The organism is Puia sp. P3, from assembly GCF_050632245.1.
GTDB lineage: Bacteria > Bacteroidota > Bacteroidia > Chitinophagales > Chitinophagaceae > Puia.
On sequence record NZ_CP192583.1, the window covers coordinates 2700331 to 2719607 of the forward strand.

22 protein-coding genes and 3 pseudogenes are annotated in these 19277 nt (G+C 54.9%); 16 read left to right on the forward strand and 9 right to left on the reverse strand.

All coding sequences use genetic code 11. The features are described from left to right. Positions 1-38: 38 nt before the first annotated feature. From ACQ86N_RS16235 to ACQ86N_RS16280, 10 genes and pseudogenes are all read left to right on the forward strand, one after another. Positions 39-1217 carry a prolipoprotein diacylglyceryl transferase gene (locus tag ACQ86N_RS16235; RefSeq protein WP_431216051.1) on the forward strand — a complete coding sequence of 393 codons (1179 nt, stop codon included), beginning with the start codon at positions 39-41 and terminating at the stop codon, positions 1215-1217. After that, positions 1171-1362 (forward strand): hypothetical protein, encoded by a 192-nt coding sequence (locus ACQ86N_RS16240; protein WP_431217440.1) that lies wholly within the window; start codon positions 1171-1173, stop codon positions 1360-1362. Before ACQ86N_RS16235 ends, ACQ86N_RS16240 begins: the two co-directional genes overlap by 47 nt. Positions 1363-1966: 604 nt before the next feature. Next, a complete protein-coding gene (locus ACQ86N_RS16245) occupies positions 1967-2452 on the forward strand; it encodes a carboxypeptidase-like regulatory domain-containing protein (RefSeq protein WP_431216052.1) in 486 nt (161 codons plus the stop codon). Positions 2453-2532: 80 nt separating this feature from the next. Continuing rightward, a pseudogene (locus tag ACQ86N_RS16250) lies at positions 2533-3447 on the forward strand (TonB-dependent receptor plug domain-containing protein); the annotation flags it as partial. Between the two features lie 70 nt (positions 3448-3517). Then, positions 3518-4597, forward strand: a complete 1080-nt coding sequence (locus ACQ86N_RS16255) for an outer membrane beta-barrel family protein (RefSeq protein ID WP_431216053.1) — start codon at positions 3518-3520, stop codon at positions 4595-4597. Between the two features lie 72 nt (positions 4598-4669). After that, entirely contained in the window at positions 4670-5086 is a 417-nt protein-coding gene (locus ACQ86N_RS16260) for a DUF520 family protein (protein ID WP_431216054.1), read from the forward strand. 13 nt (positions 5087-5099) lie between these two features. Then, complete coding sequence (locus tag ACQ86N_RS16265) at positions 5100-5162, forward strand: hypothetical protein (protein ID WP_431217441.1); 63 nt, start codon at positions 5100-5102, stop codon at positions 5160-5162. Between the two features lie 285 nt (positions 5163-5447). Beyond that, positions 5448-5606, forward strand: coding sequence for a 50S ribosomal protein L31 (gene rpmE, locus ACQ86N_RS16270; protein WP_431216055.1), 159 nt, complete (start codon positions 5448-5450; stop codon positions 5604-5606). Between the two features lie 107 nt (positions 5607-5713). Then, positions 5714-7036 carry a putative sugar nucleotidyl transferase gene (locus tag ACQ86N_RS16275; RefSeq protein WP_431216056.1) on the forward strand — a complete coding sequence of 441 codons (1323 nt, stop codon included), beginning with the start codon at positions 5714-5716 and terminating at the stop codon, positions 7034-7036. Then, positions 7030-7560 (forward strand): annotated as a pseudogene (locus tag ACQ86N_RS16280) (triose-phosphate isomerase family protein); the annotation flags it as partial. The gene ACQ86N_RS16275 and the pseudogene ACQ86N_RS16280, both read left to right, overlap by 7 nt. Here the strand turns inward: ACQ86N_RS16280 and ACQ86N_RS16285 are convergent. Then, the gene (locus ACQ86N_RS16285) at positions 7538-7885 is read right to left on the reverse strand and encodes a hypothetical protein (RefSeq protein ID WP_431218075.1); all 348 of its coding nucleotides are present in this window, start codon (positions 7883-7885) and stop codon (positions 7538-7540) included. The pseudogene ACQ86N_RS16280 and the gene ACQ86N_RS16285 overlap by 23 nt on opposite strands. After that, positions 7822-8390 (reverse strand): annotated as a pseudogene (locus ACQ86N_RS16290) (class I SAM-dependent methyltransferase). Before ACQ86N_RS16290 ends, ACQ86N_RS16285 begins: the two are co-directional and overlap by 64 nt. Positions 8391-8644: 254 nt before the next feature. On the opposite strand from ACQ86N_RS16290, the gene ACQ86N_RS16295 reads away from it, so the two are divergent. Then, positions 8645-9607, forward strand: coding sequence for a lipopolysaccharide biosynthesis protein (locus ACQ86N_RS16295; protein ID WP_431216057.1), 963 nt, complete (start codon positions 8645-8647; stop codon positions 9605-9607). Between the two features lie 180 nt (positions 9608-9787). Next, positions 9788-10003 carry a hypothetical protein gene (locus ACQ86N_RS16300; protein WP_431216058.1) on the forward strand — a complete coding sequence of 72 codons (216 nt, stop codon included), beginning with the start codon at positions 9788-9790 and terminating at the stop codon, positions 10001-10003. Positions 10004-11562: 1559 nt separating this feature from the next. On the opposite strand, the gene ACQ86N_RS16305 is transcribed toward ACQ86N_RS16300, so the two are convergent. Next, positions 11563-11970 (reverse strand): hypothetical protein, encoded by a 408-nt coding sequence (locus tag ACQ86N_RS16305; protein ID WP_431216059.1) that lies wholly within the window; start codon positions 11968-11970, stop codon positions 11563-11565. Between the two features lie 199 nt (positions 11971-12169). After that, entirely contained in the window at positions 12170-12577 is a 408-nt protein-coding gene (locus ACQ86N_RS16310) for a hypothetical protein (protein WP_431216060.1), read from the reverse strand. A 42-nt stretch (positions 12578-12619) separates the two neighbouring features. On the opposite strand from ACQ86N_RS16310, the gene ACQ86N_RS16315 reads away from it, so the two are divergent. Genes ACQ86N_RS16315 through ACQ86N_RS16330 form a run of 4 tightly spaced genes read left to right on the forward strand, consistent with a single transcriptional unit; the run spans position 12620 to position 15049 of the window. Then, positions 12620-13033 (forward strand): GTP-binding protein, encoded by a 414-nt coding sequence (locus tag ACQ86N_RS16315; protein ID WP_431216061.1) that lies wholly within the window; start codon positions 12620-12622, stop codon positions 13031-13033. Continuing rightward, positions 12919-13728, forward strand: a complete 810-nt coding sequence (locus ACQ86N_RS16320; protein ID WP_431216062.1) for a GTP-binding protein — start codon at positions 12919-12921, stop codon at positions 13726-13728. The genes ACQ86N_RS16315 and ACQ86N_RS16320 overlap by 115 nt, the downstream gene beginning before the upstream one ends. Further along, a complete protein-coding gene (locus ACQ86N_RS16325; protein ID WP_431216063.1) occupies positions 13658-14410 on the forward strand; it encodes a hypothetical protein in 753 nt (250 codons plus the stop codon). Before ACQ86N_RS16320 ends, ACQ86N_RS16325 begins: the two co-directional genes overlap by 71 nt. Before the next feature lie 18 nt (positions 14411-14428). Then, positions 14429-15049: a PH domain-containing protein gene (locus tag ACQ86N_RS16330; protein ID WP_431216064.1), complete on the forward strand. Its 621-nt coding sequence runs from the start codon at positions 14429-14431 to the stop codon at positions 15047-15049. On the opposite strand, the gene ACQ86N_RS16335 is transcribed toward ACQ86N_RS16330, so the two are convergent. The 5 genes from ACQ86N_RS16335 to ACQ86N_RS16355 form a co-directional block, all read right to left on the reverse strand. Further along, positions 15046-16074, reverse strand: a complete 1029-nt coding sequence (locus tag ACQ86N_RS16335) for a hypothetical protein (RefSeq protein ID WP_431216065.1) — start codon at positions 16072-16074, stop codon at positions 15046-15048. The two genes, ACQ86N_RS16330 and ACQ86N_RS16335, sit on opposite strands and share 4 nt — an antisense overlap. Before the next feature lie 32 nt (positions 16075-16106). Next, positions 16107-16664 (reverse strand): D-glycero-alpha-D-manno-heptose-1,7-bisphosphate 7-phosphatase, encoded by a 558-nt coding sequence (locus ACQ86N_RS16340; RefSeq protein WP_431216066.1) that lies wholly within the window; start codon positions 16662-16664, stop codon positions 16107-16109. Beyond that, entirely contained in the window at positions 16658-17800 is a 1143-nt protein-coding gene (locus ACQ86N_RS16345; RefSeq protein ID WP_431216067.1) for a glycosyltransferase, read from the reverse strand. Before ACQ86N_RS16345 ends, ACQ86N_RS16340 begins: the two co-directional genes overlap by 7 nt. Continuing rightward, a complete protein-coding gene (locus tag ACQ86N_RS16350) occupies positions 17797-18747 on the reverse strand; it encodes a glycosyltransferase family 2 protein (protein ID WP_431216068.1) in 951 nt (316 codons plus the stop codon). Before ACQ86N_RS16350 ends, ACQ86N_RS16345 begins: the two co-directional genes overlap by 4 nt. A gap of 94 nt (positions 18748-18841) precedes the next feature. Next, positions 18842-19276, reverse strand: coding sequence for a DUF4199 domain-containing protein (locus ACQ86N_RS16355; RefSeq protein WP_431216069.1), 435 nt, complete (start codon positions 19274-19276; stop codon positions 18842-18844). Between the last annotated feature and the right edge of the window lies 1 nt (position 19277).

Below are 19277 nucleotides of genomic sequence, written 5' to 3' on the forward strand. Positions count from 1 at the left end.
GTGTAGGTTTGTATGCAACAAGAAGTTGCCCATACTTTATGTATCCAAACCTATATTTTGCTCTTAAGGATCTGTTCGGAAGCGCCCCCCATTTTTTATACTTCATCAATTCTTTTGGTTTCTTTGTAGCCCTGTCCTTTATATGTGCTGCTGTTACCCTGACCAGGGAATTGATCCGTAAGGAAAGGGAAGGGCTGCTGCAATACCGGGAGCAAATGGTTTGGGTCGGAAAGGCGGCCAGCCCCGGCGAGCTCGCCGTCAACTTCGTCATCGGCTTCCTGCTCGGTTTCAAGCTGCTCGGTCTTTTTCTTTCCTCGAGCCCGCTGACCGCCAACGTTCAGGAATTCATCCTTTCCGGAGAAGGTAGCATCCCCGCAGGTGTGGCCCTCGGATTGTTGCTCGCGGGACTAAAATGGTACGAAAAGAACAAACAGAAACTGCCCCAGCCGCAGGAAAAGAAAGTACGCATCTGGCCGCACGATCGGGTAGGGGACCTGACCATCTTCGCCTTTGTATTCGGGTTCGCGGGCGCGAAAATCTTCAATAGCCTGGAGACCTGGGACGATTTTGTCCGGGATCCAATCGCTTCCCTCTTTAGTTTTAGCGGTTTGACCTTCTATGGCGGACTTATCTGCGCAGCACTGGCAATATGGTGGTATGCCAGGAAGAACGGTATCGGCTTCTGGCATCTCAACGACGCGGCCGCTCCCGGTCTCATGCTGGCATACGCCGTCGGACGTATCGGATGCCAGGTCTCCGGCGATGGCGACTGGGGTATACTCAACAGCGCCTACATCACCGACCTCGGCGCCAGCAAAACTACACTAGCCAACCCCGGCGACTACGAAAGGATCACCCACCAGTACAGCCAGGTATATCTCCCCCAGTTCGGCAGTCTCGATAAAGTGCCGCATCTGGCTGTGAAAGCGCCTTCTTTTCTTCCGGACTGGCTTTTTGCCTATCCCTATCCACATAATGTCATCAGCGAAGGAGTCCGGATCCCCGGCTGCGACGGCCAGTCTTACTGCAGCCAGCTGCCGATACCCGTTTTCCCCACCCCTTTTTACGAAACGATCGTCTGTCTGATCCTTTTCTTCACCCTCTGGTATTTCCGCAAACGGCTGACCATCCCAGGGGACGCTTTTTGCCCTCTACCTGATCCTCAATGGAATCGAGCGGTTTTTTGTAGAAAAGATCAGGGTCAACAGCAAATATGACATCTTCGGCTTCCACCCCACACAGGCCGAACTGATATCCGCCGGTCTCGTTCTCTCGGGCGCCGCCATCTGGATCTCCCTGTCCCGCCGAAAAGGACAAAAACCACCGGCCACAAGCTCTCCCAACGGAGTAACCACCGGGTAATCGTTAGCCGGCTCAGCCGTCAACCACGTGAACCGTCAACCACGTGAACCACGTGAACCATGTGAAACCATGTGAACCACGTGAAACCACGTGAACCACGTGAACCATCACCATGGACAGCCTCCGTGAACCGCGGAACCACCACTCATGGCCAGCCAACTCCATGAACCACAGCATCATCCCCGTGACCAACCCCCATCAACCCCGAACCAATCACAGCACACCCCCCGGCGCCGGCTTGCCGCTAATCCCCCATTTTCATCCTCTTATCAATCGGCCTGGTCCCTCCTGTAACCTGCCCCGTCCTCCCCACGTCATACCACCCGAAATGTCCGATCGTCACCAAAATCCGAACCCAGGTCAAGTAAACTTTCCGGCCAGCATCACCCCTAATAACTTTGTGTACCGGATATGAATAACACCGGCCAATCCGACCGGATATACACGGACTTTCCCAGGAATCGAATCCAATCATTTAAGGAAGGCTACCAATCATCAGTAAAATCGGCCTCCCAACATAAAACAATGTTCTATGCAATACAAAGTACCAATCTTTGTATTGTAATCAACAAACGATAGTACTAATATATAATAAGAACCTGTTATGAGAAACACATTCGCCTTATTAGCTGCTCTTTTAATAACGACGGCCTCTTCCCGCAGCCTCGCCCAGACCGGCCGCGAAACCGCCGCCAATACCACAAACCCGACAAAAAGGGTCCCCTCCATAAAGACCGATACGTCCGCAGACAGAGTAACCCGCACAACCGCCGCCAACCCCGCAACAACCCAAAAGGCGACGTCCGCGGTATCCGCCGGTACCATCAACCCCGAAGACCCTGGCAAGATCGAAGGCAAAGTCGGCTCCTCCAGCGGCCAGCCCATCGAATCCGCCACCATCGCCCTCCTCAACGCCAAAGACTCTTCGGTAGTCAAGGTAACCTCCACCAATAAAGCAGGCCAGTTCCATTTCAACAACCTCCCCGCCGGGAAATATATCATCTCGGCCACGTCGGTCGGCTACGGCGCCACCCTGTCCCAGTCATTCGAGGTCACCGAAGCCCGCACCAGCCGGTGCTGCCCGCAATGACACTGACAGCCACCTCGACCAGCCTCGCCGCCATCTCCGTAGTAGGCCGCAAGCCATTCATCGAACAGAAGGCCGACCGCATGGTCGTCAACGTCGACGCCTCCCCCTCCAACAGCGGCTCCACCGTCATGGACGTCCTGGAAAAATCCCCCGGCGTGACCCTCGACAAGGACGATAATATCTCGCTCAAAGGCAAGCAGGGCGTGACGATCATGATCGACAACAAGCCGACCTATCTTTCGGCTTCCCAACTGGCCAGCTATCTTCGCAGTCTTCCCTCCTCCGCCGTCGACCAGATCGAGATCATGACCAACCCCTCCGCCAAATACGACGCCTCGGGCAACTCCGGGATCATCAATATCAAAACGAAAAAGAATAAATTAAAAGGCTTCAACGGCAACGTCAGCCTCACGCACACCCAGGGCGTCTATCCCAAACCGAGCGGAAGCTTCAACATGAACTACCGCAACGGCAAGGTCAACCTCTTCGTCAACGGCGGCTATTCCCGCTGGGAAGGTTTTCAACACCTCGACATCTCCCGCAAATACCTCGACAGCGGAGTGGCCAAGAACATCAACTCCATCTTTACCCAAAGCACGGAAATGCATTTTGTCAACCCCTCGATGAACCTCAAACTGGGGATGGACTACTACCTCTCGCCCAAAACCACCATCGGCTTTGTCCTCAGCGGCTTCCGCAACCGCGAAGAGAACCGCTCCACCAGCAATATCAACCTGATGGACCCCCACTACGCGATCGACTCCCTTGTCTATTCGCCCAGCACCAACACGACCACCTGGAAGAACGGATCCGCCAACATCAACTTCCGCCGCCAGTTCGACTCGACCGGCCGCGAACTGACCGCAGACCTGGACTATGTCCGCTACTCATCGGGAAGCGACCAGTACTTCGATAATATCACCTACTCGCCGGATCTGGTAAAAAGGAACGAAACGATCCTCACCGGCAACCTCCCCAGCACGATCAATATCTATACCGCCAAGACCGACTATACACACCCTGGGCAAAGATTCCAAACTGGAAGCCGGCCTCAAGTTCAGCTATGTGAATACCGACAATACGGCCAACTATTTCAACCTCGTCAACAACATACAGGAAGTGGATACCACCAAGACCAACCATTTCCTCTACCGGGAAAATGTCAACGCAGCGTATATCAACCTGAACAGGAAATTCAAAAAACTCAGCGTACAGGCCGGGCTCAGGATGGAGAACACCAACTATTCCGGACACCAGCTGGGCAACGACGTCTCTGTGATCAGAAACGATTCTTCTTTCAGCCGCAGCTATGTGAACCTGTTCCCGACCGTCTATTTCAGCTATGAGGTCAACGAAAAGAACTCGCTAACGCTCAACTACGGACGCCGCATCGACCGCCCGAACTACCAGGACCTCAATCCCTTCCTGTTCTTCCTCGACCAGTATACCTATCAGGCCGGTAATCCCTATCTCCAGCCCCAGTTCAGCGACAATATCGAACTCTCGCATACCTACAACCACTTCCTCACCACGACCCTCAACTACGGCGATACCAAAAACTTCTTCTCCGAAACCTTCGAACAGTCAGGCCACGCGACGATAGTGAGGCACGGCAATATCGGCAGACGTCAGAGCGCCGGCATCGCGGTCAGCGCACAGGTGTCCGTGACGAAATGGTGGACCTCTATATTTTACGGCAACGTGAACTACAACAAATTCAGCGGCTTCCTCTACGGCGAGAACATCAACGTCGACGCCACGACGCTGACGCTCAACCTCAACAACCAGTTCAACTTCCACGGCGGCTGGAGCGGCGAACTCTCCGGATTCTACCGGACCAAAGGCGTGGAAGGACAGATCGTCATCGAGCCCCTGGGCCAGGCCTCCGCAGCCATCGCCAAAAAGGTCCTCAAAGACAAAGGCAGCGTGAAACTGGGCGTCCGGGATTTCCTCTACACCAACAAACCCCATGGATACCTCAATTTCCAGCAGACCGAGGCGACCTTCAGCAACCGCCGCGACAGCCGTCAGGTAGCCCTCACCTTTACCTATAATTTTGGCAAACCCCTGAAAGGTATCGGTCCGAGAAGACATAGCGGCGCCGGCGAAGAACAGAACCGCGTGAATACCGGCGGAAATAACTAATCATACCTCAGCATAAAAAAAGTCCCGCCACTTGGTGGGACTTTTTTAGCTTTGTCCCTCAACTCCCATTATATGCCATCCTTTGATATCGTAAGTAAGGTCGACCCACAGACGCTCGACAACGCCATCAACGTCACCAAAAAAGAGATCACCAACCGGTTCGATTTCAAGGACTCTCCCGTAAAGATCGACCTCAACAAGAAAGACATGAAGCTCGACCTCGAGGCTGAAAGCGATATGAAGATCAAACAGATCGTCGACGTCCTCATCAGCCGCTCGATGAAACAGGGCCTCGATCCCCTCGTCTACGATATGAGCAAAGACCCCTACACCAGTGGTAAGGTCACCCGCCAGGAAATACCCGTCCGCAACGGCCTCAAACAGGAAGACGCCAAAAAGGTCGTGAAACTGATCAAGGACTCCGGCCTCAAGGTGCAGGCAGCGATAATGGACGACCTCGGTACGGGTTACGGGGAAAAAGATCGATGATCTTCAGGATGTTATAAAGCTTTGCGGCGGCGCCAACCTCGGCGTCCCCCTGCAGTACATCAATATGAGGAGCTAGCGTCCCCGCCAAACTACCCGTTACCCGCCGCGGGAACACCCCGCACCCGAGGGAGAATTAATTTGGCTCAGCCAAAGAAAATCAATACCTTCGCGTTCCAAAATTGGATCAGGATACCACCGGATCCATAATTAAATTAAACAAAAACTGTACGGCCAAATCCGTACAACCTTTAAACAGAATAAGTTATGAAAAAAGGTCTCCATCCGGCAAGCTACCGGTTCGTTGTCTTCAAGGATATGAGCAACGGTACATCCTTCCTGAGCAAATCCTCCGCTCAGTCGCGTGAAACGGTTAAGCTGGGAAGACGGCAACGAATACCCCCTGATCAAATTGGAAATTTCGAATACTTCTCATCCTTTCTTCACCGGTAAGAACGTACTCGTGGATACCGCAGGTAGGATCGACAAGTTCAAGAAACGCTACGAAAAGAAGGCCAAGTAATTGGTTTTGCAATAACATCGGATCCCCTCCACAAGAGGGGATTTTTTTATAGCCCAACCCACCGCACCTTCAGCCCCCGTCTGGTCCAAAAACTGTAGTTTTATCCCATGGCTATTCTCTATCTCGAAGAAAATTCCTGCAGGGCCGACCTGCTCCCCTTTACGGCCACCCGCAGTGTCCTCGATATCCGCGTCGGCATACTGACCTTCCGGGAGAAATGGGAGAGGCTGCTCGGCCCCGGCCAATTCGCACTGGTCGACACCGCCACCGGAGAAACTGCATTGCCCGCAAACGTCCTCCCCAATGAAACGATCGCCAAACATATCCGCGAAACCCTCAAGAAAGGACCGCTCACCCAGGACCAGATCGACGGCATGCTGCAACTCGCCGACCGCATCAAATACCCCTGGCATATCTTTCACTACAACGGCGAGGCCCTGAGGTCGGATTTCACATTAATGACAGCCGCGAGGACTTCACCACCTATTCCCGAAAGCGTTCAGACGATCCATTCGGACGCGATCTTTATCGAAGAAGGCGCACGCCTGCATCACTGTATGCTGAACGCGTCCACCGGCCCCATCTACATCGGCAAAAACGCCGAGATCATGGAAGGCGCATTGATCCGCGGTCCATTCGCAGCCTGCGAAGACGCCGTCGTCAAAATGGGAGCGACCATCTACGGGGCCACCACGCTGGGACCATCTACCGTAGCCGGCGGAGAGATCAAGAACACCGTCTTCTTTGGCTATTCCAATAAAGGACACCATGGCTATCTCGGAGACTCGGTCATCGGCGAATGGTGCAATCTCGGCGCCGGCACATCGAACTCCAATCTCAAAAATAACGCAGGCGAAGTAAAGGTCTGGCACCCCGCGAGTGGCACCCCGATAGCAGCCGGTCTCAAATGCGGCCTGCTGATGGCAGACTACTCGCGCTGCGCCATCAATACGAGCTTTAACACCGGCACGGTCGTCGGTGTTCTGCTGCAACATCTTCGGAGATCAGGCCCCGCCCAAATGGGTCCCCGACTTCAGTTGGGGAACGGGCCAAAAATACGAGTGGGACAAGGCACTCCGCGACATCGGCAACTGGAAGAAACTGAAAAATCAATCCCTTACCGATGTCGAAATGCTGAGTTTAAGCCATATTTTTGGCCACGAAACAAAATAGGCTATAGCCATAAAATCATGAGACAACAAATTGCCGCGGCCAACTGGAAGATGAATCTGACCTATCAGCAGGGAGAACAGCTCCTCGACACCATTCTGAAGGAAGACGTCCGGCTGGACGACCACCACCAGGCGATATTTGCCGTACCCTTTCCCTACCTGATCATGGCCAACCAAAAACTGGCCGGCAAAAAAACTATTTCGCTTCGGCCCAGAACTGTTCCGACCAGAAGTCCGGCGCCTATACCGGCGAAGTAGCCGCGGAACAACTGAAGTCAATTGGCATCACACACTGCGTCCTCGGCCATAGCGAACGCAGAGAATATTTCTCCGAACGCAACCAGTCCCTGGCCCAAAAGGTAAAGCTCTGCCTCGACAACGGCATCATTCCGATATTTTGCTGCGGCGAAACCCTGAGCATCCGCGAAGTCGGCGCCCAGGAAGGGTTTGTCGAGACACAGCTGATGGAATCGCTCTTTCATTTCTCCGAAGAAGATATTAAGAAGATCATCATCGCCTACGAACCCATCTGGGCCATCGGTACGGGTAAGACGGCAAGTGTCGAACAGGCTCAGGAAATGCACGCACATATCCGCACCATTATTACCAACCACTACAACAAGGCTACGGCCGACCATATTCCCGTTCTCTACGGAGGCAGCGTGAAGGCAAACAACGCAGCGGAATTATTCAGCTCTCCCGACGTGGATGGCGGACTGGTAGGCGGCGCTTCTCTGGTAGCGGCCGACTTCGTTACGATCATGCGTTCGCTGAAGAAATAGGCGGTTTCTTACCGATGATATTAAAGCCAAAGAGATCCACCGTGGTGACACGGATGGACTGATATCCCCGCTTGGCATACCAGCTCGCCGCCTCATCGGAGGTGTGCTCGCTGCGGAAAGGCGGACTGAACCAGTCCATCAGCTCAACCATCATCTCGCGTCTGTTCGGCCTCACGCCCTTCAGCCGTTTCCACATCAGACTGACAGGTAGCATCGTACACGACAGCAGCAGATAGGTCAGGCGCAGCGGCAGACGGCTGGTCACCCTACGCAGCAGGTTGAAGAAATTGTGAAGGGCGTTCTTCCTCGGCTTATAGAGCCACACACTATATACGCCCCCTGCCGGACACAGGAAGAAAGACAACCGAATGATAGTTCCGTATTATTCGTATGGTGCAATACTCCGCTGCACTGGACGATATCGAAACACCCCTGCCGCACCGGCGGGAACTGAACATCCCCTGGATGAACCAGGCGTCGCGCTGCTCATTCTGCCGGTAGGCCCGGTCGATACTCGTGCTCAGATCCATCGCGATCACCGTCGCGCCGGCTTCAGCGATCAGACTATCCAGCTGTCCATTCCCACAGCCTGCATCGAATACCAGCCTCCCGGGCAAAGACCCCGCCGTCTCTCCGGTCTCTTCAAGGAAACGCGCCAGCAGCTGTTCCCCTGCCGCCGCCCAGGTCCTGTCTTCCTCATAACTATGCAGACTCCACTCCAGAGCAAAACTCCTTTTCGATCTCCTGTTCTTTTTTGTCACATAGCCGAGCAGCCCGGGGTATTTTTCCTCGAGACGCTGTCGCCTTGCCGCATAGTCGGGGAGATGCATACGAAAAAAGCTGCATAGTCGGTAAATGCCTCGACATGGAGTCTCGGAATGCCGCCGGTAACAGGGTAGAACCAGTCGGCTTCAGCGAAAAGAATACCCTCCTCGACCTGATCCGGTCTCTCCTTCGAAAAACGAATGGCCTTTAATTGCAACGGACTCCTTGTCACAGGGCAGCACAAATAATGAACGAGTCGATTGTCCATAGTCCGTATAAAGATAGATTTTTCAAGGGAAAGCATTTATTTTTACAAGACATGCGGAACAGAAACTTTGAGCCGATCACCGAAATATTCCGTCGCATCGGCGGTGGAGTGAACGCATCCGATCGCCGCCGCATCTTCAGGGGCACCCTCCATTCTTTCCTGATCCAGGCGCTTTCCGTCGCGCTGGTTTTTGCCTCCAATCTTTGGCTCGTAAGGTCCTCCGATCCCGATTCCTACGGCCTCTATGTGCACGTCTTCAACTGGGTGAGCATCCTCGCCGTCTTCGTCATGGCCGGCAGGGACGACCTCGTGCTGGCGCTGATACCCAGGTATATCAGAGAAGGGAAGAACCGGCTCGTCGCACAGCTGATCAGGGCCTGCAACCGGTGGATGATCCTCGCGACCCTCGTCGTCGGTGGCGGCTTTGTCGCAATAATAGGATACTTCCCGATAAAAGCGCTCAGCGAACACGGCCGCCTCTTTCTGATCAGCATCCCCGCCGTATATTTTACGGCCTGCCTCGGCATCAACCAGATGATCCTGCAGTCCCTCGATCATATCCGTCAAAGCCAGCTCGTGGAAAAGATCGTCAAACCCGTGCTGCTGATCGTCTTCGTCGCTCTCTTCCATCTGGCAGGCGCCTCCTTCAACGGACAGCATCTGATTCTGCTGTCGGCGATCGTACTGGGCATCTGCGCCGCCTCCGTACTCTTCCTGACAAGCAGGAAGACGCTTCCCCAAAGCCCGACGCCGGACCCAACCCGGCTGTCCATCGATACGAAACAGGTTTTTTATTTCTTTTCAGTCAGCCTGCTCAACCTCCTGAGTACAAGGCTCACGATGCTGCTGCTACCTTATTTTACCGTTTCTGCCAAAGACATCGGCATCTTCAATATCTGCTCCCGTTTCGCCGACCTGCTCATCTTTCCCTTTTTCCTGATGCATAGCGTCCTTCCGCAGCTGTTTGCCCGCCACACGCCGGAAGAAAAGCACTACACACAGGGCCTGTTCTGATACCAGCAACAGACTCATGCTCGTCCTGTGCCTGCCCCTGCTGCTCATAATTATATTGCTCGGGAAATTTCTGTTGTCCTGGTTCGGACAGCCGTTCACCGGCGGTTATACTACACTGATATACCTAAGTCTGGCCCGAGCTTCCTCTTCTCCCTGTTCGGCCCCACCAATACTATCCTGATGACCCAGGGCGGGGAGAAATATTCGGCGCTATGCCTGCTGGCCTACGTGCTGATCCAGGCGGTCAGCTCCTGTATCCTTCTTCCCGTAGCGGGCCTGGCGGGCGGTGCCCTCGCCGTACTGCTCAGCAGTATTTGCTATAATATTCTGCTGGCGGTCGTCTGCTACCGGACGACAGGCGTGTCTTCGCCGTTCTTCAGGCTCCGCCGTCGCTAACCCCATCAACAAGCCGAAGTTCTCCCTGAAACCCTCTTTCCGCAGGCCCGCCGAAAAGGCCGCATCGATGCCCGCACGCAGCCCTGAAACCCAGCCGCGGTCGGCACTCAGCCTGTCGAGCAGCGCGGCAAGAGCCGCCTCCGAATCGTAACGCAGGATCGCTGCCGAAAAAGGGTCCGGCAACTCCAGCCAGTCAGGCGCCAGCGCCGGAGTACATCCCAGCTGCAGATCGGCAGTCAACCCACTGGCAATCGTCTGACCATAGACCTCATCCAGCCTGTCCGGCGCTGTCTTCGTTCTCCTCAGCGGGCTCCAGATCACGTCGGCCGCACTATACTGGTGCTCATACTCCGAAGCCGTCACATATCCCTCATACGCCTTCACGCTGAACCCCGGCGTTTCCATCTGTCGCAATTTCCCCACGATGCCGGCGCCATAATACCCGCCGCTATCCCCCAGTATCACCAGTTCCATCCCACGCCGGCCGGCCGCCGCAGCACCACCAGCACCTCCAGCACCACCAGCACCACCAGCACCACCAGCAGCACCAGCAGCACCAGCACTTCCAACTCCGCCACCCCCGGCTCTCCCGGCCAGATAGCCCGCAAGAAACCGGACAACCCCCTCATAGTCCCGCCGGTGCGGCGACACACTTCCTGGAATGACCACCCGCACCGGACGACCGGCATCCCGCCCTGACACATCCCCTGCTGACCCATCCCGCCCTGACCCATCCCCCATAGTCGCATAAAAACGCGATGGGATAACCACCACCGTGGCATCCTTCATCCGCCTTTTGAAATTCTCCGCCATCCGCGGAAGAAAGAAGCAATAATGCTTTATCCGCCGGTGCAGCAGGAACTTCGCCACCGACTCCGTCATAGCCTTAACGCCCCTCAACGAATACGAGAAATAGTCGTTCACCGCATGCACGGTCATGCTCACATGCACACCCTCCAGCACACATAACCGCAGGGCAAAAAGCAACAGGTTATTGTCAAGAGTACTGAGATGCAGATGACTGACCCTCTGTTTCCGCAGATCGCTAAGCATAGCCCTGATGAACGGACGCTTCGGCCTACCCGCCGCCAGCTCAACGAATCTCGTCCGCGGCCACCGCCCCCGCGGATCATGACCGCCCACCAGATTGCTGAAGGACTGCTCGTCCAGATAGACGGTTACCTGGTCGAACCGGTCCTCGGCAAGGTCGAGCAGGCCGGGGAGATTCTCGTGATGCCCCGTCTCATAGATGAACAACCCTCGCCTCCGGCCGCCGCCCGCACCGATGTAAAGCGTCACTCCACCCATCAAAATGGTCCAGTATGGGATCCGCATCACCACATAGTCCGCAGCAATGAACAGAACCGCTAGCCCCAGAAGCCACCGGTCCCAGCGACGCGTAAAAAACCCACGGCAAAAACAATCTCCAGCACCGTCGCACCCGCATACAACCACCGAGGACACCGCGGCATGCCCGATCAGATAGACATAAACGCCGTGAAGAAGAGATGGGTGGGGCTGACTCAGCACATCACTATGGTGCAGCAGCAGGATATTGCTCATCTCGGCCGGGTTGAGAACAGCCCCCTCGCTATCTTCCACAACGCCGCGGAGGCGAAGACATAAAGAAAATAATAGCGGGAAAGCCGGAGAATACCGTCAAACCGCTCCGGCCGGTTAGTGCAAAAAGCAAAAGATAACAGGATATACAGCATAAAAGGCTGCAGGTCCACCTGCCAGAAGATATCGGCCAGCAACAGGTAAAAGGACAAAAAGGCGGAAAATACAACCCCCGCCGCGATCCCAAACCGGCCCCTGATCCGCCAAACGACCAGCAGGACCACAGGCAGCAGCAACGCCAGCCCATCCAGCAATACCAACATCGCCGGGTGCCCCATCAACCAGTGCGGGATACCGGCGCCGATCAGCGCCAACTCCGTCAGGTCGCGGTTATAGTTGAAGAACAACGGCTGGTACTGGGAAAGCAGCCGGTGGTCGATGAAAAAAAGACGAAAACGGCGTAGTAAAAGGCAAAGTATACGGCCACCAGCAGATTCCTGTCTCTTGTGTATTTCATGCAGCGTAAGCGCTAAACGGTAAAATAGTTTGCCTTCCGGACCAGCAACAGCCGCCCGCCCTCATAACGATAGCAGGCGAGATCGACCCTTACTTTATCGATATTCCGGCCCAACAGTCTGATAAGAAAGGATTTATACCAATAAGGGAAACGCGCGGCCACATCGGGGTCGTTCTGCAAATGGGGCTCGAAAAAGCGATACAACGAGGAAGCCCCCAGATATTCCCTGAGTTTTCCCTGTCAAAAGCAAAATCGTCGCTGGACTTCAATCGATCGACCGCCTGCAACGGCCCCGTGATCATATCCCACCGGTACACCCGGAATTCGGAGGGCTCCAGCCTGCGGCCGTCGATCGATACTTCAAAGACATTCAGGCTGTCCGGCCTCGGGAACCGCTCGGAAAACATCCCATAGTGTACAAAGGGAAAGACGGTGACAGAATGCGTCAGATCGATCCCCACCTGAATAATAATGAAGCCGATCAATAACCACTTCATAGAAGGGAATTTTGGTGAAAATAAGCGTAAATTTGCCGTCGAATGAAAAATATACGGAATTTTTGCATCATCGCCCATATCGACCACGGAAAATCCACCCTGGCGGACCGTTTGCTGGAAGTAACCAACACCATCTCCGAAAGGGATATGCAGGCGCAGGTGCTCGATGACATGGACCTCGAACGCGAAAAGGGGATCACCATCAAGAGCCACGCCATCCAGATCAACTATACCCAGAATAAAGAAAACTATATACTGAACCTGATCGATACGCCCGGTCACGTGGACTTCAGCTATGAAGTGAGCCGCGCCCGGCCGCCTGCGAAGGCGCCCTCCTGCTGGTGGACGCCACCCAGGGTATCCAGGCCCAGACCATCTCCAACCTCTACCTGGCTATCGAGAACGACCTGGAGATCATCCCCGTCATCAACAAGATCGATATGGACGGGGCGATGATCGACGAGGTAAAAGACCAGATCATCGAACTCATCGGATGCAAACCCGAAGACATCCTGCTGGCCAGCGGCCGTACCGGCGTCGGCGTTCCCGAGATCCTGGAGGCAATCGTGGCAAGGATCCCCGCACCCAAGGGCGATCCCGACGCCCCCCTGCAGGCCCTCATCTTCGACAGCGTATTCAACTCCTTCCGCGGGATCATCGTATACTATCGTATTCTCAACGGCAGCCTGAAAAAAGGCGATATTGTAAAATTCGTTTCCACCGGTCTGTCCTATGGAGCGGATGAGGTCGGAGTACTCAAGCTCACGCTGGACCCGAGAAAAGAAGTGCTGGCCGGAGACGTAGGCTATATCATCACCGGCATCAAGAACGCCAAAGAAGTGAAGGTGGGAGATACCATCACCCTGGCCAGCAATCCCGATCCGGTACAGATCCAGGGTTTTGAAGAGGTAAAGCCCATGGTCTTCGCCGGTATCTTCCCGGTCAATACCGACGATTTCGAAGAGCTCCGCGACTGTATGGACAAGCTGCAGCTGAACGACGCCTCCCTGACCTACGAACTCGAGACCTCCCAGTGCCCTCGGATTCGGCTTCCGCTGCGGATTCCTCGGCATGCTGCACATGGAGATCATCCAGGAACGGCTCGAACGCGAGTTCAACCAGACCGTCATCACCACGGTTCCCAACGTTAGCTTTGTAGCGTTTACCAATAAGGGAGAGGTGATCGTCGTCAACAACCCCGCTGAAATGCCGGACCCGACACGGATCGACCGCTTCGAAGAACCCTTTATCCGGGCGCAGATCATCACCAAGCCCGACTATATCGGCAATATCATGACCCTCTGCCTGGGCAAGCGGGGTAACCTGCTCAACCAGAGCTATCTGACCACCACCCGCGTCGAGCTGATCTTCGAGATGCCGCTGACCGAGATCGTCTTCGACTTTTATGACAAGCTGAAAAGCCAGACCCGCGGGTATGCTTCCTTCGACTATCATCCCATAGACCGCCGCGAGAGCAAGATCGTCAAGATGGATATCCTCCTCAACGGCGACAAGGTGGACGCACTCAGCGCCCTCATCCACGTCAGCCGGTCGGCGGATTTCGGCCGTAAACTCTGTGAGAAACTGAAAGAACTGCTGCCGCGCCAGCAATTCCAGATCGCCATCCAGGCCGCCATCGGCGCCAAAGTCGTCGCCCGCGAGACCATCAGCGCCCTCCGCAAGGACGTAACCGCCAAGTGTTACGGCGGTGACATCAGCCGCAAACGCAAGCTCCTGGAAAAACAAAAAGAAGGAAAGAAGAGGATGCGCCAGATCGGCAACGTAGAAGTACCGCAGGAAGCCTTCTTAGCCGTGTTGAAGCTCGACGACTGACGGATCAAAATTCTTTATATGCGCACTTCGCTTCAGAAAGGAGAGAAGATACTACTGATAACCCACGCGAGCTGGACCTCCCTGATCATCCCGGTATTCATCGCTCTGGTGGGCTTCGTCGGCTCGTATTTTATCGGATTCATCCAAAATTATGGCTGGATCGCCGCCGTACTCGGGCTGCTGTACCTGCTGATCCGCTACGCCGCCTGGAGAGCCAATATCTGGGTCGTTACCAATTTCCGGGTCATCGACGAGGTCGGCCTGATCAACCATTTCGCAAAAGAAAGCCCGCTCGACAAGATCAATAACGTCTCCTATAGCCGTACGGTCATGGGCAGGATCTTCAACTACGGCGACGTCGAGATACAAACCGCCGCGCAGGTCGGGGCCACCACCTACGTCAACGTCAACCACCCCAAACGTCTTCAGGAGACGATCGCCGCCGCCCAGTCGGAATACAAGAACTGGGAATACGGTAACCAGGCAAAACAGATGGCCGCCGCTATGGATACCCGCGGAGCCGCAGCCAGCGCACCACAGGTGGCTGCCGAACTGGAAAAGCTATTCGAGCTAAAGATGAAAGGCGCTATATCCGAAGAGGAGTACAACCGCGCCAAGGCGAGGCTGCTGAACCACTAATTAGGCTTCTTTGCCGGCGACGCGGGAGCCGGCTTCTTCCTGGCATTCTGTATATTCTTCTGGCTTTGTTCCTGTAGTTTGCTCTCGTCGAGATTGCCCTGGTCGTCGAGCATCTTCTGCTCCACCGGGAACTGCCCGTCCTTCAGCTTATAGGAGAAGAGCTGCTTCTGAATATGCAGCCACTGCCCGTTCTTCCACTGGAAAGCTTCGAAATCGCCGTCCGGAATATAGGTATCTTTTTTCTCGGGCTGGTCGCCTTCGGAGACCAGATGATCATAGACGACCATATCCATCGACGAGTCGTAGTTGAACCGGGTGCCCGCCTCCTTCTTGTATTCGATGCTGAAACGATACTGCACACCCTTGCGGACCGAGTCGTCTTTAAAGGAGAAATAAGGCCCGCCGAACTGAGGCTGCCCCTCCGGACCGAAGGTCAGAACCTCCATCCACTTCTTGTTGCTGGTCTGGCTGAAATCGTCAAAACCCAGCAGCGTATAGTATTTCTTTCCCTGCCAGTTCTTTTCGATGATCTTGTAATAGATGGCGCCGATCCAGTTCCTGTTCGACCGCACGGAATCCAGCGGCTTCCCGGTAAACATCGAGACGTCGAACAACGGAAACAACTTCAGCGAACCGTCCGGGGTCCGCATCTGTATCGCGCCTTCCTGTAAAAAGATGAAATCATCCTTCTGATACTCCCAGGTCAGGATGCGAAAACTGCTGTCCGGAGCATAAAGCCGCGAGATCGTCATCAAAGAATCGAACGGGTAGTAAAAGGAATTAGGCTGCTTCAGCGTCCTGACCAGCGTACGAATGAACTGGCTGTCCGACCGAAAACGTTCGGAAGCAGACTCCAGATTAACAATATTATAGGCAAACGTCTTGAGCGAGTCTTCCTGCAACCGGAACGCGTTTTTCCGCGCATAGGTCAGCGGCGGCTGGGCATAACTCTCCGTTACGGTTCCCAAAAGACCCGCAACCACGAGCACCAGGATCACTATCCGATGAAAGTTAAAGAATTGCATACCGATTCCAACGTGTATTGAACGCGAAAATTTCATGCCAAATGCAAATGTTTTGCAAATTCATATAACGAGCTAAAAGCCATATCGATGGCAGGGTGGGGGAGCTCCTGTTCGGGGTTGGTGGTGGTCAGAAAGACGGTGTACATCCCCGCATTCCTTCCGAACTCCATATCGCTGATATTGTTGCCCACCATGATGCTCCGGGAAAAGTCGATCTCCGGGAAGTCGTTCTTCGCGGAATGCGCCATGCCCGGCTGGGGCTTTCGCAAAGGATGGGCATTGTCAAGAGAATCGGCATAGTAAACCCTGTCGATCCTTCCGCCGCTGAGTACGACCTCCGCCGCCATTTTGGCGTGGATATCCTGCAGGTCCGCCGCCGTCATCATCCCCTTCCCCACACCGCGCTGGTTGGTGACGATCACGATCCGGCCAAATACAGCGGCGCAGGTCTTCAGCGCTTCCCTCACGCCCTCATAAAAATTGAATTCCCCGTAGTGAAAGATATAGCTGCCTTCTTTCTCCACGTTGATGACCCCGTCCCTGTCGAGGAAGAGGGTCCAGCTATTGTCGATCTTGTTCCAGTCTAACATAATTCTTCAATCGTTTGAACCAGCCGCGTCCACGAATACTTTTCCTTCTCCCTGCGCAATGCCGGTAGGAAATAACTTTCACCCAGCGTATAATACCGCAGGATCGCATCGGCCAGGGCCCCCGGCTCCGGTTCCGCTACCAGTCCCACCTGTTCGTGGGGTACCAGGTCGGGCAGCCCTCCCACATTGGAAACGATCATCGGCTTCTCGAAATGATAGGCCAGCGGCGTAACACCGCTCTGCGTCGCATTCCGGTACGGCTGGATGACGGCGTCGGCGGCGCAGAGATAGTCCCGCACTTCGCTGTCGGGGATAAAATCTGTTCGCAGCACCAGCAGGTCCCGGATACCCAGCCGGTCGATCTGCTCCTGGTACGGGGCCGCGTCCTCATAGAACTCCCCGGCTACCATCAGCCGGATACCCTGGTCGCGCATACGCGCGTCGGCCATCGCCGCAAGCGCGATATCGAGCCCCTTGTATTTTCGGATAAAACCAAAGAAAAGGATCACCTTGTCCCTTTCGCCGATCCCGACGCCCTTTGCACGCAGAATAGCCCGCGCCGTCTCCTTCGGGATCGGCTCGCCAAAATTATCATACAGCGGATGCAGCACCTGACGCGCGGGTTTGACCGCCTCGAAACTCCGGAGATCCTTCATCACCTTTTCGCTCATCGTGATATACGCGTCGCAAGCCTTCAGGAAATACTTTGTAAATGGTTTGTCGCCCAGCCTCTTTTCATGCGGGATCACATTGTCGGTGATCGCCACGATACGCGTATGCCTGTTCTTCCTCACCCGGCGCAGGATCGTACCCAGCGCGGGTCCCATCAGCGGCAGCCAGTACCGGACGACAATGATATCGGGACGCATCCGCCGCAGCTCGTTACCCACGGATAACCAGTTCAGCGGATTGATAGAATTGATCCGGGATTTTATGATCAGCCCCTCCGGCGCGGGCTCCGACGAATACTGCGTCGTGCCGGGGAACACGAATTCGGGATACTGCAGGGAGAAGGAATAGATCCTACAGTCATATCCCTCATTGTTGAACTGGACGGCCAGTCGCTGATTGAAAGAAGCCAGCCCGCCCCTCAGCGGGTGAGCCGGACCGATGATGACGACAGAGCGCCGGCTCATGACTCGAGACCCAGTTTTTGTTCGATCAGATAGGCATTGCGCTGCGGCGAATTCCTCGAGAGCAGCTCGGCTACGAAGCCGGTAAGGAAGAGCTGGGTCCCCAGCACCGTACAGGTGAGCGCAATATAAAAAGAGGGCTTGTTGGTCAGTGTGAACGAGCTCATATTCTCCAGCTTCTGGATCAGCAAAGAAATCACCTCGCCCGCGCCGACCAGCCCGCAGAGCACGCCCAGCGGGCCAAAGAAATGCATGGGCCGTTTGCCATATTTACCGACAAAGGTGATCGACGCCAGATCCAGCAAGCCTTTCAGCCCCCTTCCCAGACCGCCGAACTTGGTATGCCCGTATTTGCGCGCCCTGTGTTCCACTACTTTTTCGCCGATGCGTTTGAACCCCGACCATTTGGCGATGACAGGAATATAACGGTGCATCTCACCATAGACCTCGATGCTCTTGACGACCTTGCCGCGATAAGCTTTCAGCCCGCAGTTGAAATCGTGCAGGTTGATCTTGCTGACCTTTGCCGTGGTCCAGTTGAAGAATTTGGAGGGGAGGGTCTTGGAGACGGGATCGTGCCGCACCTTCTTCCAGCCGCTGACGAGGTCATAGCGGTCTTCCAGTATCATCCGCCGCAGCTCGGGGATCTCGTCGGGACTATCCTGCATATCGGCATCCATCGTGACCACCACATCCCCGCGCGTGGCTTTGAAGCCTTCGTTCAGAGCGGCCGACTTCCCGTAATTGCGCTGGAATTTGATCCCCTTGATATGGGGATTGTTTTTCCGCAGCTCCTGGATGACCTCCCAGGAATTGTCGGTACTGCCGTCGTCGACCATAATGATCTCATAGGAAAAGCCGGCCTTTTCCACTACCCGCTGGATCCAGCTGCAGAGCTCGGGCAGGGACTCATCTTCGTTGTACACAGGTATGACGATTGAAATTTCCATTCGTTGTTTTATTTGACCCCTGGCTTGCGTTTGACGATCGCAGCGATCAGCAGGGAAATAAAGAAGAACACAATATACGACCAGGCCAGTCCCGTCAGCATCGACCCCAACGGAAAAGGCTCTTTTTAAGACTTTCTACCTGCTCCTGGATCTTGTCCTCGGACACCCCAAACCTCCGGTAGCCATTTTCCGCCTGTGTGACCATCTCCGGGATCAGCCGGTCCCGGAAATGCGGGTCGATATAGTTGACCAGCAGCCAGGGAAAAAGAACGCGCATGGCCAGCGCCATGACAAGAACTACAAAACCGGCCTTCACCGCTTCCTGGAAGCCGATCAACCCGCCGTTCGCCCTCTTTTTCACCAGCACAGCCGCTACGGCAAAGACGATAGCGATCAAATAAGACAGAAAAGCTATACCTCCGATAAACACCTTCGGACCCGCCCAGTAGGTTCCCAGGATGAACAGGACTTCGGCGACGGCCGCGATCAATCCGAATTGCAACGGTATCGAAATTCTTTTGCCGGACATC